This is a genomic window from Epibacterium sp. ABV4_022 (assembly GCF_056159345.1).
Genome location: NZ_JBSWVA010000001.1, coordinates 751,169 through 765,541, shown reverse-complemented (window position 1 = coordinate 765,541; position 14,373 = coordinate 751,169). Strand labels below are relative to the sequence as shown.

Genomic DNA, 14,373 nt, shown 5'->3' with positions numbered 1-14,373 from the left:
ACTCACACCGTTTCTCACAAGGGACTCCGCCGATGTCGTTTGACCGTTCCATCAAGATCGCCCCGTCCATCCTATCGGCGGATTTCGCCAACTTCGGGCAGGAAATTCAGGCCATCGAGGCCCAGGGCGCGGACTGGGTGCATGTGGATGTGATGGACGGTCACTTCGTGCCCAACCTCACCTTTGGTCCGGCGGCGGTCAAAGCCTTTCGCCCGCACGTCAAGACGGTGATGGACGTGCATCTGATGATCGCGCCGGTCGATCCCTATATCGACGCCTATGCGGATGCCGGGGCAGATGTGCTGACCGCGCATGTGGAGGCCGGCCCGCATATTCACCGCACCCTGCAAGCCATCCGTGGCGCGGGCATGAAGGCCGGTGTCGCGCTGAACCCCGGCACCCCGGCAGAGGCTGTTGCGCATTTGCTGGACCTCACCGATCTGATCTGCGTGATGACCGTGAACCCGGGGTTTGGCGGCCAGAAGTTCATCGACATGACGGGCAAGATCCGTGCCCTGCGGGACATGATCGGAGACCGTCCGGTGCACATCGAGATCGACGGTGGTGTTGACCCGACCACCGCACCGCTGGTGGCCGAGGCCGGGGCCGATGTGCTGGTGGCGGGCTCCGCCGTGTTCCGCGGCGGCTCCGTCGAGGCGCCGCAGGTGTACGGCGACAATATCCGCAAGATCCGCGCCGCAGCGACCCGCGACTGATCCGGCTGGACCTCTCGATGAGATAGCGACGGGGAGGCTCCCGCCCGTCGCCGGATCCGCAGGGCAGATCCGCTCCCGTTGGGCCGGGCGCCGGACCTGACGGCCCGGCGCATCCGCGCCCTTCGCAGCGGGGAGCGATCCACTGCAGGCCTGTTACGGGGCTGCCTGCCGCGCCCGCCCGTCGACCTGCTGCCCTAGCCGCTCACCGCCGCAAAGCCCGCGTCCAGCGCCGACAGGATCTGCGCGGCATCCGCTTCGGTCAGGACCAGCGGCGGCGACAGGATGATGTTGGGCCCGCTGACCCGCACCATGGCGCCGTTCTGATAGGCGACCTCCTGAACGGTGTTGATGGTCTTCTTGTCGATGGCCGCCTTGGTCGTGCGGTCGCTGACCAGTTCCAACGCGCTCATCAGCCCGTGGCCCCCACGCACATCGCCGATCAGGCTGTAGCGCTCTTGCAGGTCCTGGAGCCCCGCGTAGATCTGCGCACCGCGCGCTGCCGCATTTGTGGGCACATCGAGGCGCTTGGTCTCGGCCAGACAGGCCAGCGCCGCCGCCGCGCCAACCGGGTGGCCGGAATAGGTGTAGCCATGGCCGATCGCCGCCTTGCCACTCTCATCCTTTTCAAACACCTCGACCAACCGCTCAGAAATCATCAGCGCGCCGAAGGGGAAATAGCCATTGGTGATCGCCTTGGCGGTACACATCATGTCCGGCTGCACGCCCCAGTGCCGCGACCCGCTCCACGAGCCGCAGCGGCCAAAGGCAGTGATGACCTCATCCGCGATCAGCAGGATACCATGCTTGCGGCAGATCTCGGCCACCCCGGGCATGAAGCTTTCATGCGGTGGGATCACGCCGCCTGCGCCGAGAATCGGCTCCATGATGAAGGCCGCGATGGTGCCGGCACCCTGAAAGGCGATCTCGTCCTCCAGCGCCGCGAGGCACAGCTGCGCCAGCCGCTCCGGGTCCGTTTCATTAAACGGATTGCGATAGGTATAGGGCGCCGGGATGTGGTGGCAGCCGGCCAGCAATGGCTCATACGCGGTGCGGAAGTTGGCGTTGCCATTGACCGAAGCACCGCCAAAATGGGTGCCGTGGTAGCCCTTCTTCAGGCTCAGGTATTTCACCCGGGACGGCTCGCCACGTACCTTGTGATACTGCCGCGCCAACCGTAGGGCGGTTTCCACCGAATCCGAGCCACCCGAGGTGAAGAACGCGCGGCTGAGACCGTCGGGGGCGAAAAAATCTCGTAACTCTTCGGCCAGCTGGATCACCTGATCGTTGGTGGTGCCGCGAAAGATCGAGTAATAGGGCAGCACGTCCAGCTGCGCGGCGATGGCGTCCTTTACGGGCTGGCAGGAGAACCCGAGGTTCACGTTCCACAGGCCGCCCACGGCGTCGACCACCTCGTGCCCGTCCACATCCTTGATGCGCACGCCGGAGGCCCCGGTCACGATGGTGGGCGGGTTGGCGAGGCTGTCGCCGGGATGCGCCATCGGATGCCAGAGGCTCCGGGCGTTGTGTTCTTTCAGGAAATTGGCGTCGGTTTGGTGCGCGGTCATGGTCGGTCTCCTTGTCGCGGCGCGGCGGGTCAGGCCGCGATGTCGGTGGGGAACTCGGGCGGACAGGCGCCGCCGATACGTTCGGTGAGGGCAAGCCCCGCGGCGCGCAAGGCGCGCGGGATCGCGATCCGTTGGTCGTCAGTCATCCGCGAGGTGGGTGCAGCTACGGCCAGGGCACCCAGAACCGCGCGGTCGGGGCCGAAGATCGGCACCGCGTGGGAATGCACCTCCGCCTCGAACCCGCCGACGGATTGCGCCATGCCTGTCGCCTGCACCTCGGCAATCAGCGCCCGGATCGCGCCCGGATCGGTCTCGGTCTGGGCCGTGCGGGCGGCCAGCGGCGCACTGAGCACACGTTCGACAAAGCCCGGCTCGGCAAAGCCCAGCACCGCAAGCCCCGAGGCGGTGCCGTGAAAGGTCAGCACCTCGGCGTCTTCCATCATCACCTTGGTGGCATGCTGCGGCGCATAGGCGTGGCTGAGCGAGGCCAGTTGATCACCCTGCAGCAGCGACAGGTGGGTGGTTTCGCCGGTTTCCTCGGACAACTCCCGCAGCACCCGGCGCGAGGCCGACAGAATCGGCACGCTGGCTTCGCGTAGCGCCGCCAGCCGCAAAACCTGCGGCCCCAGACGATAGGAGCGCGCGCCATCCACCTGCTCGACGAATCCCACCTCCTGCAATTCGCTCATCAGGCGATAGACGGTGGCCTTGTTCATCCCCGACAGCCGGGTGAGGTCGCTCAAGCCGATCTCCAGCCGCCCATGGTTGAAATGGGTGAGCAAACTCAAGGCTTTGGTGGTTGTTCCCATGGGTGTCACAGGTCCCTGTCTGCCGGAAAACACAGCGCTGGCGACCCCGAGAGATCCGCGCCCTTTCATTTTTGTTGACAGATCTGCCCTATGGCTGTCAATCTAAATTCAAACCAGTGGTTCATATATCAAACCACCATCCGAGCGGCGAGCAACGCCGCCACCTCACCAACGGCAACTCGAATGGCGAACAGGGAGACAGCCAATGACCGTGACATCTGTACTCAAGGGATGTGTGGCCGCAGCCGGCCTGGCACTGACAGCGGGGGCCGCGTTTGCGGACTACCCGGAAAAGCCCGTGAACTTCATCGTGCCCTGGCCCCCGGGCGATCTTGAGGACGTGCTGACCCGCATGATCGCCGAGGATTTCCAGGAGGAATACGGCGTCGCGGCCGCGGTGGTGAACAAGCCCGGCGGCGGTGGCGGGCCCTTCCCCGGGGCGATCGAGGTCGCCAATGCGCCGGCGGATGGCTACACCGTGGGCTCCTTCGTGATCGGGGTGCCGGTGATGGGCCACCAGATCGACATCCCGCCACTGACACCCGCGAAATTCGACCCGCTGGGGATCTTCCTCACCTATCCCTTTGTCATCGCGACCTCGGGCGATGCGCCTTATTCCTCGATGGAGGAGCTGGCGGCGCATGCGCAGGACAATGACGTGGTGCTGGGCCATTTCGGGGATGTGCTGACGCCGACCCAGGTGACCAAGGCCTATGCCAAATCGGCAGGCTTTGAATGGGGCGCGGATGCCGCCTTTGACGCGCTGGATTGCAACACGCTGGCCTCGGGCGATGCGGATGTGATCAACACCACGCTGCAACTGATCCTGCCCTGCCTGGACGATGTCAAAGTGCTGGTCTCCATCACCGACCAACGGATCCCGCTGGTGCCGGATGCGCCCGCCATTGGTGAATTGAACCCGGATCTGGACATCGCGCTGTGGAACGGGCTGTTCGTGACCAAGGACACGCCGCAGGACGTGCGCGACAAGATCATCGCCGTCGCCAAGGAAACGGTGATGAGCGACCGGGCGCAGGCCGTTGCGGCCGAAACCGGCGCGCTGGTCTACTGGCAGACCGCCGATGAAAGCGCGGCGCGTGTTGCCAATGACATCGAGACCATGGCGCGGATCAGCGAAACACTGGAGTAACCTCCCCGAGCCTTCCGCCGGTGTCACCTATGTGACCCGGCGGATTTTTCGCAGCGCCGAACGCACCCACACGATCCGCCTTCCCAGCCAGAGACCTTCCATGCAAAGCGAACGCGAACGCAGATTTGTCGGCCCGCGCCGGGGGCAGCTTCTGTTTCTCCTGTCTTTCCTCATCCTCTCGGTGCTGCTGCTGTCGCAGATCGGCACCCAGACCGCCTGGGTGAAGAAAACCGATTTCTTTGCCCAGCCACGGTTCTGGCCCGCGGTGGGCGTGGGCGGCATGGTGCTGTTCACCGCCTTGCACCTGTGGCGGCTGCCGTTTCGCCGGATTGAACGCAGCGACCTGCGCGAGGCGCTACGGTGGGCCAGTGCGCTGGAATACATGCTGTGGTTCATGGGCTATGTCGTGCTGGTGCCGCTGGCTGGCTACCTGCCCGTGACCCTGGTGTTTGTGCCGCTTCTGGCCTGGCGGATGGGCTATCGCAGCCCGCAGATGATGGCGATCAGTGCCGGGTTTGCGGTGTTCATCGTGCTGTTCTTCAAGGGTGTTCTGGCGGTGCGTATCCCCGGGGCGGTTCTCTATGAATACCTGCCGGACGCCTGGCGCAGCTTTGCCATCCTCTATCTCTGAGACTTTTTCCAAGGAAGACGCGCGCGCATGGACCTGATCCTTTCTGCCCTCGACATCCTGATGCGCTGGGACGTGGCGCTGGCACTGCTGGCGGGCTCCGTCGGCGGCGTGCTGATCGGAGCGATCCCCGGCGTCGGCCCGGCGGTGGCCATCGCGATCCTGCTGCCCGCGACCTTCTCGCTTGATCCCATCGTGGGGCTGACGGTGCTGTTGGGCATCTATGGCTCGTCCATGTATGGCGGTGCGATCCCGGCGATCCTGATCAACACCCCCGGCACCGCCGTCAATGCGCTGACCACCTATGACGGCTATCCGATGACCGCCCGGGGCGAGCCGCGCCGCGCCCTTAGCCTCGCCTATTCCGCGAGCTTCTTCGGCGGCGTGTTCTCGGTGATCTGCCTGATCCTGTTTGCGCCCGTGCTGGCAAAAATCGCGCCGCTGTTTGGCGCGCGCGAGATCTTCCTTGCCGCGCTGCTGGGCTTGCTGCTGGTGGTGGTGGCCCATCGCGGTCAGGCGCTTATCGCGGCGGCGCTGGCCTGTCTGGGGATATTCCTCAACACCATTGGCATGGAGCCGGTGAAATACACCCAGCGCTACACATTTGGCACGGATGCGCTTGGGTCGGGCATCAACCTCATCGTGGTGGTGCTGGGGCTATTTGCGATCTCGCAGGCCTTTGTGCTGCTGACCGATGAGGACGAGAAGATCCGCCTCACCAAGCTGCGCGGCGGCATGTTTCAGGGCCTGCGCGAGCTGGCGCGCCATCCGCGTGTGGCCTCGGTGTCGGCGGGGTTTGGCGTTGTGATGGGTATGATCCCCGGCGTGGGCGAGTTCACCGCGCAGTTTATGTCCTACACTTACGCGCAGAAATCCTCCAAACGGCCGCAGGATTTTGGCAATGGCTCTTCCGAGGGGCTGATTGCCGCCGAGACCGCAAACAACGCCGTGCCCGCCGCCGCCATGGTGCCGCTCTTGGCGCTTGGTATTCCGGGTGAGGCGCTGACGGCGATGATGCTCTCGGTCTTTTACGTGCACAACGTGGTGCCGGGACCGGGGCTGTTTCAGAACCAGATGGATTTCGTGGTCGCGCTTTATCTGGCGCTGCTGATCCTCAACGTGCTGGTTCTGGTCTTCCTGCTCGGCGCGACCAAATCGCTCATTCAGGTGGTGCGTATCCCGAACCGGTTCCTCGGCGTGGGCATCCTGACCCTCAGTTTCGTGGGCGTTTACTCCCTGAGAAACTCCGCCACCGATTGCTTTATTGCGGCAGGCTTTGGTCTCTTTGGCTTCATCCTCAAGCGCCTGCAACTGCCTGCGGTGCCGATCATCCTCGGCATGGTGCTGGGCGGCATTATGGAAGTGAAGCTGCGCGCTGCCATGGCGCGGGTAAAGACCCCCTTTGATTTCATTGATCGCCCGGTGGCGTTCATCCTGTTTACCATCATCTTGATCGTGCTGGCGACGCATGTCCTTCGCATTCGCAAGGAAGCGCGCGAGCTGAAGGAGGCCGAATGGCAGACCAAGACCGCATCAACACGCTTCGGAGCACTCCTGTTGCGCCGCAAAACCTCTTTCTTGAAGGAGCATGGACGCAAGGTTCGGGCACGCCACGCGAAACTACTTCGCCGATTGACGGATCTGTTCTGACCACTTTGGCCACGGCCACGGCGGCAGATGTCGACCGGGCCGTCGCCTCTGCGCGACGGGCGTTCGAGGATGGCCGCTGGTCAGGGCTGGCGCCTGCGGCGCGCAAGAAAGTGCTGCACCGGATCGCCGACAGGATCGAGGCCGAGGCTGTGGCGCTCACGGTGCTCGGCGTGCGTGACAACGGCACCGAGTACAACATGGCGCTGAAGGCTGAGGCCGGCTCCGCTGCCGGGACCTTTCGCTACTACGCCGAGGCGCTGGACAAAGTGGCGGGCGAAGTGGCCCCCACCGCGCCGGATGTGCTGGGTCTGGTGCAGCGCGCGCCCGTCGGTGTGGTGGGTGCGATCGTGCCATGGAACTTCCCGCTGATGATCGGCGCGTGGAAACTGGCGCCCGCGCTGGCGATGGGCAATTCCGCGGTGTTGAAACCGGCCGAGACCGCGTCGCTGTCGCTGCTTCGGCTGGCAGAGATTTGTTCGGACTGCGGTCTGCCGGATGGCGTGCTCAATGTGGTGACCGGGCCGGGTGCTGTGACAGGTGCCGCCCTGTCGGAGCATATGGATGTGGACGTGATGGTCTTTACCGGCTCTGGCGCGACGGGACGGCGGTTGCTGGAGGCCTCGGCGCGTTCGAACCTCAAACGCTGCTATCTGGAGCTGGGCGGCAAGTCACCCAACATCGTCTTTGCCGATGCCAAGGATCTGGACCACGCCGCCAAGGTTTCCGCCATGGGGATCTTTCGCAACTCCGGGCAGGTCTGTGTCGCAGGCTCCCGCCTGCTGGTGGAGGCATCGATCCATGATGAATTTGTCGCGCGGGTGGTGGAGCATGCCAAGGCGCTGACGGTCGGCGATCCGTTGGATCTGAGCACCCAGATCGGCGCGGTGAATTCTGAGGTGCAATTGGAGGCCAACCTCGCGCATGTGGAGCGCGCTATCGCCGAAGGCGGCGAGGTGCTGTGTGGCGGCGGGCGAATTTTGCAGGACACTGGCGGCACCTACATGGCCCCCACAGTCGTGACCGGCGTGACCCAGCAGGCGAGCCTGTTTCAACGCGAGGTGTTTGGGCCAGTCCTGTCGGTGACACCATTCGAGACGGAAGAAGAGGCGCTACGGCTCGCGAATGCCACCGACTATGGCCTCGCTGCCGGGGTCTGGACGCAGGATCTGTCCCGTGCCCATCGCTGTGTGGCAGGCATACGCGCCGGTGTGGTGCATGTGAACACCTATGGCGGTGCGGATAATACGGTGCCCTTGGGCGGTGTTGGCCAGTCCGGCAACGGTCACGACAAATCCCTGCATGCGCTGGAGAAATACGTCGATCTGAAAACCGCCTGGATTCAGTTGTGACGGGTGCGCGGCCCTGGCTGCGCCCGGACCGCGCGGCCTCCGGCGGGGATATTTGGAAGAAGATGAAGACGGGCGCGGGAGGCGTCTGAGGAGGGGATAAGATGAGCGGTGAAAAGACGATCCTTGTGGCCGGAACCTGGGACACCAAGGATGACGAGCTGTCCTATCTGTCGGAGGCGATCCGGGGACAGGGCGGTCAGGTGCTCCACATGGATGTGAGTGTTTTGGGCGACCCCAAGCTGCCCACGGATGTCTCAAAACACGAGGTGGCCGAGGCGGCGGGCAGCTCCATTCAGGCCGCCATCGACAGCGGCGATGAAAATACCGCGATGCAGATCATGGGGGCGGGATCGGCCCGGCTTGCGCTTGATCTGTGGCGGGCGGGGCGCATTCATGGTGTGATCGTACTGGGCGGCACCATGGGCACCGATCTGGCGCTGGATCTCTGCGGGGCATTGCCGCTTGGGGTACCGAAATATGTGGTCTCTACCGTGGCGTTTTCACCGCTGCTGCCGCCGGATCGCATTCCGGCGGATGTGCAGATGATCCTCTGGGCCGGCGGGCTCTATGGATTGAATGACATCTGCAAGGCGTCGCTCAGTCAGGCGGCGGGGGCGGTTCTGGGCGCCGCCCGCGCGGTGGAGGCACCGACGTTCACGCGGCCGATGATCGGGATGACGTCTTTTGGCAAGACGGTGCTGCGCTACATGGTGACGCTGAAACCGGAGCTTGAACGGCGCGGGTTTGATGTGGCGGTGTTTCATGCCACCGGCATGGGCGGACGGGCGTTTGAGAGCCTTGCCGGCGATGGTGCCTTTGCTGCCGTAATGGATTTTGCCCCGCAAGAGGTGAGCAATCATCTGTTTGGCGGGCTCTCGGCCGGTGAGGGGCGTATGACCCATGCGGGCCGGGCCGGCATCCCGCAGATGATCGCGCCGGGCTGCTACGATCTGGTCGATTTCGTCGGCTGGCAGGGCGTGCCCGCGCCGCTTCAGGGGCGGGAGTGCCACGCCCACAACCGCCTGCTGACCTCTGCCATGCTCTCGGCAGAGGAGCGCCGCACGGTGGCCCGGGCGATCTGCGAGAAACTGTCAGGCGCCAAAGCCCCCGTTGCCCTCTTTCTTCCCACCGAAGGCTGCAATGAATGGGATCGTAGCGGCGGAGATCTGCATGACGCCGACGGGCTGGCCGCCTTTTGTGACGAGATCCGCCGCACGGTGCCCGGCACGGTCGACCTGCAGGAGCTGGCCTGCCACATCAACGACGCCCCGTTTACAGAGGCCGTGCTGGCGCAGTTTGACCGCTGGACCGCCACCGGGGTGATCCAGCGCTAAGGCGGGCCTTTCCGATCCCAGGCGGGGCGGCGATCAGCTCGGCGTCTCCGCGCGGGTGCAGGTCCAGACCGTGCGGCTGGAGACCTCTTCGACCTTCTGAAACCCCGCCTCGCGCAGGATGGTCTTGCAGCGACGCATGCCCTTGACCTCATAGGCCTCCGGGTGGAATTCGATCACGATGGCGCGGAAGGGCGCGAGATCCATCGCTTCCAGCAGCGCCAATTCGCCGCCCTCGATGTCCATCACCAAGACGGTGGGGGTCAGCTCGGCAACGACCTCGGCCAGATCGACGGTGGGGACCTGCACCACGCGCGACGGGCGCCCGCCCTCGTTCAGCAGCGAAGAGCCGAGAAAGCTGTTGCGCAGGTGGAAGTCCATACTGTCGGGTCGGTCCGTACCGGCAAAGAGCACCTGATTGCGCAGCTCCACCCGGTCGCCAAGATCATTCAGTTGGTGCAGGGCGCGGATGACGGGCACCAATTCCGGGTTGGCCTCGAACGACAGCACCTTTTCAGGCTTGGCGTTGGTTGCGATCACCGCCCCCACCACACCAAGGCCGGCGCCGACCTCCAGCACCCGGTCGTCTTCACGCACCACATGCAGCGCGCCGGCGATCTCCTGGCCCTCATAGCGCGCCGCATTGATCCGGTTGATCCGCGTTTCGGTCAAAAAGGGTGACTGCGGCACCTTCACGCCAAGGCAGGTCGCTGCGACCTCCTGCGTCACCACCGGGCTCGCATCATGCGGTGCCACTTTTGTATCAGACATGTTCTGCTCGTTTCGCCTGAGTTGATTGTGCCGGCACTCTGGCGCGGTCTTCGATGCAAAAGCAAGCGCAGGCCACAGCGGGCCTGCGCATCGACCATCACCTGTGTCCCGGTTCAGACAATTCGTCAGACAAAATGCACGTAGAAATCGCGCAGGGCGTCGCCCTCCAGATCACGGGTTTTGCGAACCTCTTTTTGTTTCATATAGACGTGATTGGCGACCAGATCTGCGCCCACGGCCTCGGTGAGGGTTGTGTCCTTCTCCAGATCCGCCACCGCGCCCTTAAGCGTCATCGCCGTGCTTTCGCGGGTATCCGTGCGATCGAACCCGTCGCCGGTCTCCATCGGCCCCAGCTCATAGCCCTTCTCCACTCCAAGCCGCGCCGCCTGCAACAGCGCCGCCACCGTGGTGTAGGGGTTCGATGAGGCATCTGCCATCCGATGCTCCAGCCGCGCCTTGGCGCCGCCTTCGGAACTGATCCGGGTGGTGACATTGCGATGATCGCCGCCCCAGTTCTGCCAGAAGCCCGACAGGCTGCCCGGCTGCAACCGCATGTAGCTGTTGGCGGTGGGCGCGATCAGTCCGGCCAGCCCCTTGTGGTGGTGCAGGAACCCGGCTAGGCAGCCGCGCGCCAGATCGTTCATATGCTCCGGCCCACCTTTGGGTCCGGAGGACAGCGCATTGCCCCCGGCCTCATCCGCAAATGACAGGTTCACATGCATGCCCGAGCCTCCGGCCTGCGCCACCGGTTTGGGCATGAAGGTCAGGACAATGCCGTATTCGAGCGCAATCTCCCGCGCCATCAGGCGAAACAGCACGATGTCATCGACCGCTTTGACGGCATCGTCAAAGGTCAGCGTGTATTCAAACTGCGGGCTGTCAAACTCGGCGGTGATCATATCGAGCGAGAAGCCCATTTCATCCGCCATCGCCCAGATGCGGTCGTTGAACCGCAACGGGTCCGCAAAAGGCCCGGTGCCATAGACCACGCCACCCGGCGCGTCATAGGGCACCAACCGGCCATAATCGTCCGGCTGCAGGGCAAAGGCCTCCAGCTCGATGCCGATTTTTGGCGAAAGCCCCTTGGCCTGCCAATCCGCCACCGCGCGTTTCAGCGCCCCCCGCGGACAGAGCGTGAGCGGCGCGCCCGCATCATCATAGAGATCGCCTAACACGATCTTGGTGGAGGCATGCCAGCTGTCGCGGATCTCCTCGCCGCGCCAGCGCAGTTCCATATCCGGCAGGCCCTGTTTCACCAGCGACCCCGGCGCATCCAGCAGATCGCGGTCATAATGGGTGCCAAAGACGGAGCGGCAGAACCGGGTGTCATCGTCGCCGATCTTGGAATGCGGCAGATATTTTCCGCGCATGATACTGAGATGGTCGCAGAAAAGCGCACGCAGGCGGGTTTTCATTTGGCTTCCTTTCCTGTTGGCGGCCTGCGCATCTTTGGCGTGCGTCTTGGCCCAGATTGGGTCCCAACAGAGGGCAGTGGCCGACCTCGGGTGGGTGCGAAGCGCCCTCCCGTGGGGGAGGTCGGGCGCTGTCCGGGCGGTCGCCCGAACGGGTCTTCTGTTGAGCCTACGCGGCTTCCACCCGAACCGGCAATTCCTTGATGCCGCCGACGAAATTCGAGCGCAGGAATTTATGCGCACCGGCGGGCTCGATGGACCTGATCCGCTTGGCAAGCTCCTGAAACAGCACGGTGACCTCCAGCCGCGCCAGCCACATGCCAAGGCAGACATGCGGGCCGAACTGGCCAAAGGACAGGTGCCGGTTGGGATTGCGCATCAGGTTCACCCGAAACGGGTCGTCAAAATAGCTGTCGTCGCGATTGGCCGAGGCAAACCAGTAGAGCACCTTGTCGCCTTCGCGGATGGTCTTGCCGTGCATCTCTACATCCTGCGTCGCCGTGCGGCGGAAGTAGAGCGCGGGCGTCGCCCATCGGATGATCTCATCCGCCGCCGTCTCCCAAACCGCGCCGCCCGCCTGCATCTGCGCCAGAAGCTCCGGCTGATGACACATCGCCTGAATGCCAGCCGCGATGGAATACCGCGTGGTGTCATTGCCCGCCGCCACCAAGAGGCAGAAGAAATTGCGAAACTCGGTCTCGGTAATGACCGAGCCGTCCCGCGCCGGCTGCAGGATCATGTTGAGCACGCCGGATGTATCGCCCGCCTTTTCCTTCGCTTCCATCAACTCCTTGGCGTAGATGTATAATTCGGCACCCGCAGGAGAATTGAACGGCATCATACGGAATTCATCCGTGTCCATTTTATCCAGCACATGCGAGGTGAAATCCGGGTCGGTATTGGCAATCAACGCATCACCCTTTTCCACCAGCCACGGAAGATCCGCGTCCGGCAGCCCCACCACGCGCCCCAGCATCCGCATCGGCAGTTGCCGGGCGATCTCCTTGGTGGCGTCAAAGGTGCCCTTTGCCAGCGCCGCGTCCAGAATTTCGGCGCAGAGGGCGCGGATGTCGTCCTCATATTGCGCCATGGTGGTTTTGGAGAACGCCTTCAGCAGCTTCATCCGCACCTGTGAATGGTCGGGCGGGTCGGTCTCCTGAAAGGTCCGCCGCGCGAGGTATTCCTCATAGGTCTGATCCTCCATGCGGATGCCGCGCGCCGAGGAGAACACCTCTGTGTTCTTGTTCATCCTGGTGATGTCATCGTAACGGGTCACCGACCAGAAATTCTGCCCGTCCGGGTAGTCTGTCCAATGCAGCGGATCATCACGCCGGAGCCGGGCAAATGTGTTGTGCGGCGCACCACCGGCAAAGGCGTCATGGCTCGACAGGTCCGCGTGCCCATCATCGGTCGGGGTCCAGATCGTCATGGCGGGGCTTCCTTTGGGTTGCTTCACATGTATATTATTAAGCACTGTAAATATGCATATGGGAAGCCTGAACATGCGCATTGCGATTTTGATGACCAATACGGACGACAGCGCCTTTGCTCACAGGCACCCGATGGATGGTGAGAAGTTCACCACTTTGGTGCAGATGGCGCGGCCCCACTGGTCCTGTGATGTGTTCGCGGTGAAGGACGATATTTTTCCCGAAGATATAAGTACTTATGACGGCGCGATGATCACCGGCAGCCCAGCCTCAACCCGGTCCGGCGCGCCGTGGGTGACGCGCCTATTGGATCTGATCCGACAGATGCATGCGCTGCGCCTGCCGCTTTTTGGGGCCTGTTTCGGCCATCAGGCGATTGCGCTCGCCTTGGGGGGTCGCGTCGACAATCTGCCCGGCGGCTGGGTGCATGGCCGCACCGAGAATCACTTGGTTGCACGCCCGGAGTGGGCCGCAGAGCTGCCGGAGGTGGTCTCGATCTACGGCTCTCATGTGGAATATGTGCGCGAATTGCCGAAAGGGGCCGACCCGTTGATGACCCGCGACGGCCACAACACCGGCTTTACGCTTGGCACCCATATCGCCACCAGCCAGCACCACCCGGAAATGACCCATGCGTTCATAAGCGCGCTGACCGAAGAACTGCGGCAGGACATGGGCCCCGAGGTCTACGCCCGCGCGCAGGAGAGCCTGAAGCAGAAGGTCGACCAGCCCGCACTGGCAGAGGCTATCGCGCGGTTTTTCGAGGCTGCGCGCGCCGCCTAGCCAAGGGCGGCCAGCAGGTCCATCACCGTCACCTGATCAAACAGCACATGCGCCTGCATCGCGGCCTCGGCACCCGCGCGGTCATGCGACAGGATCAGCGTGGCGATCTCGCGATGCTCCAGCGCCGATTGCGCAATGGCTCCGGGATAGCGGTAGCGGGCGCGATAATAGGCCATCAGCTTGCGAGCATTGGTCTTGATCATCTCGACCAGAAACGGGTTTGCCGCGCCCAGCGCGACCGTTTCATGAAACCGCAGGTTCAACTGGTAGTACCCATCGGGATCGGCGTCGCCCTTTTGGGACGCATGCGCCTCGCAGGCTGCGACCACCGCGTGCAGCTGCTCTCGCAATACGGGTGAGATCCGCCGCGCGGCCAACCCCGCCGCCTGCCCCTCCAGCTGCGCATGCACCTCCTGGATGGCGAGGAATTCCTCCAGCGTGGGTTTGAACAGCACCGCGCCCTTGCGGGGCAGACGCCGGATCAGGCCAGAGGCTTCGAGTTGGATATAGGCCTCGCGGATCGGGGTGCGCGACACGGAATGGCGCGCGGTCAATGCGGCCTCGTCAATCTCCTGCCCCGGCGCCAGCCGCCCGGCGTCGATATCCTCAAGGATCGCGGCAATCAGCGTATCTGTCTGCCCGGCCATCGCTGTCTCCTGCTGCCTGCCCCCTGCTTACGGCAGCAAGGGCAACCTTGGCAACGCGGCAGGTCGATCCGCGTGGGAGGTCAGCACATTGCGTTACCGTTTTTTGCCAATGTGTATTTTTGTGTTACATTT

The 14,373-nt window shown here is 63.8% G+C and carries 13 protein-coding genes; 7 read left to right on the top strand and 6 right to left on the bottom strand.

What is annotated here, in order from left to right; genetic code table 11:
• The first annotated feature begins 32 nt into the window (after nucleotides 1-32).
• Nucleotides 33-716, top strand: a complete 684-nt coding sequence (gene rpe / locus ACXAF5_RS03675) for a ribulose-phosphate 3-epimerase (protein WP_474945571.1) — start codon at nucleotides 33-35, stop codon at nucleotides 714-716.
• A 194-nt stretch (nucleotides 717-910) separates the two neighbouring features.
• On the opposite strand, the gene ACXAF5_RS03670 is transcribed toward rpe, so the two are convergent.
• Together ACXAF5_RS03670 and ACXAF5_RS03665 are read right to left on the bottom strand one after the other, a co-directional pair.
• Nucleotides 911-2,281: an aminotransferase class III-fold pyridoxal phosphate-dependent enzyme gene (locus tag ACXAF5_RS03670; RefSeq protein WP_474945570.1), complete on the bottom strand. Its 1,371-nt coding sequence runs from the start codon at nucleotides 2,279-2,281 to the stop codon at nucleotides 911-913.
• A 29-nt stretch (nucleotides 2,282-2,310) separates the two neighbouring features.
• The gene (locus ACXAF5_RS03665; RefSeq protein WP_474945569.1) at nucleotides 2,311-3,090 is read right to left on the bottom strand and encodes an IclR family transcriptional regulator; all 780 of its coding nucleotides are present in this window, start codon (nucleotides 3,088-3,090) and stop codon (nucleotides 2,311-2,313) included.
• A gap of 205 nt (nucleotides 3,091-3,295) precedes the next feature.
• Here ACXAF5_RS03665 and ACXAF5_RS03660 point away from each other — a divergent pair, with 205 nt between their 5' ends.
• The 5 genes from ACXAF5_RS03660 (at nucleotide 3,296) to ACXAF5_RS03640 (ending at nucleotide 9,201) form a co-directional block, all read left to right on the top strand.
• Nucleotides 3,296-4,240, top strand: coding sequence for a tripartite tricarboxylate transporter substrate binding protein (locus tag ACXAF5_RS03660; protein WP_239318854.1), 945 nt, complete (start codon nucleotides 3,296-3,298; stop codon nucleotides 4,238-4,240).
• 100 nt (nucleotides 4,241-4,340) lie between these two features.
• Entirely contained in the window at nucleotides 4,341-4,871 is a 531-nt protein-coding gene (locus ACXAF5_RS03655; protein ID WP_474945568.1) for a tripartite tricarboxylate transporter TctB family protein, read from the top strand.
• A 27-nt stretch (nucleotides 4,872-4,898) separates the two neighbouring features.
• On the top strand, nucleotides 4,899-6,518 hold the full coding sequence (locus tag ACXAF5_RS03650; protein WP_474945567.1) for a tripartite tricarboxylate transporter permease: 1,620 nt from the start codon (nucleotides 4,899-4,901) through the stop codon (nucleotides 6,516-6,518).
• Nucleotides 6,401-7,867, top strand: a complete 1,467-nt coding sequence (locus ACXAF5_RS03645) for an aldehyde dehydrogenase family protein (RefSeq protein ID WP_474947791.1) — start codon at nucleotides 6,401-6,403, stop codon at nucleotides 7,865-7,867. The genes ACXAF5_RS03650 and ACXAF5_RS03645 overlap by 118 nt, the downstream gene beginning before the upstream one ends.
• 101 nt (nucleotides 7,868-7,968) lie before the next feature.
• Nucleotides 7,969-9,201 carry a Tm-1-like ATP-binding domain-containing protein gene (locus ACXAF5_RS03640; RefSeq protein WP_474945566.1) on the top strand — a complete coding sequence of 411 codons (1,233 nt, stop codon included), beginning with the start codon at nucleotides 7,969-7,971 and terminating at the stop codon, nucleotides 9,199-9,201.
• Nucleotides 9,202-9,234: 33 nt separating this feature from the next.
• Here the strand turns inward: ACXAF5_RS03640 and ACXAF5_RS03635 are convergent, their stop codons facing one another.
• The 3 genes from ACXAF5_RS03635 to ACXAF5_RS03625 form a co-directional block, all read right to left on the bottom strand.
• Nucleotides 9,235-9,969, bottom strand: coding sequence for an FkbM family methyltransferase (locus ACXAF5_RS03635; protein ID WP_474945565.1), 735 nt, complete (start codon nucleotides 9,967-9,969; stop codon nucleotides 9,235-9,237).
• Between the two features lie 125 nt (nucleotides 9,970-10,094).
• Nucleotides 10,095-11,384, bottom strand: coding sequence for a type I glutamate--ammonia ligase (locus ACXAF5_RS03630; protein WP_474945564.1), 1,290 nt, complete (start codon nucleotides 11,382-11,384; stop codon nucleotides 10,095-10,097).
• Between the two features lie 166 nt (nucleotides 11,385-11,550).
• Nucleotides 11,551-12,810 (bottom strand): cytochrome P450, encoded by a 1,260-nt coding sequence (locus tag ACXAF5_RS03625; RefSeq protein ID WP_474945563.1) that lies wholly within the window; start codon nucleotides 12,808-12,810, stop codon nucleotides 11,551-11,553.
• A 73-nt stretch (nucleotides 12,811-12,883) separates the two neighbouring features.
• On the opposite strand from ACXAF5_RS03625, the gene ACXAF5_RS03620 reads away from it, so the two are divergent.
• Nucleotides 12,884-13,594, top strand: a complete 711-nt coding sequence (locus ACXAF5_RS03620; protein WP_474945562.1) for a type 1 glutamine amidotransferase — start codon at nucleotides 12,884-12,886, stop codon at nucleotides 13,592-13,594.
• Here the strand turns inward: ACXAF5_RS03620 and ACXAF5_RS03615 are convergent.
• Nucleotides 13,591-14,241, bottom strand: coding sequence for a GntR family transcriptional regulator (locus tag ACXAF5_RS03615; protein ID WP_474945561.1), 651 nt, complete (start codon nucleotides 14,239-14,241; stop codon nucleotides 13,591-13,593). The two genes, ACXAF5_RS03620 and ACXAF5_RS03615, sit on opposite strands and share 4 nt — an antisense overlap.
• Nucleotides 14,242-14,373: the final 132 nt, after the last annotated feature.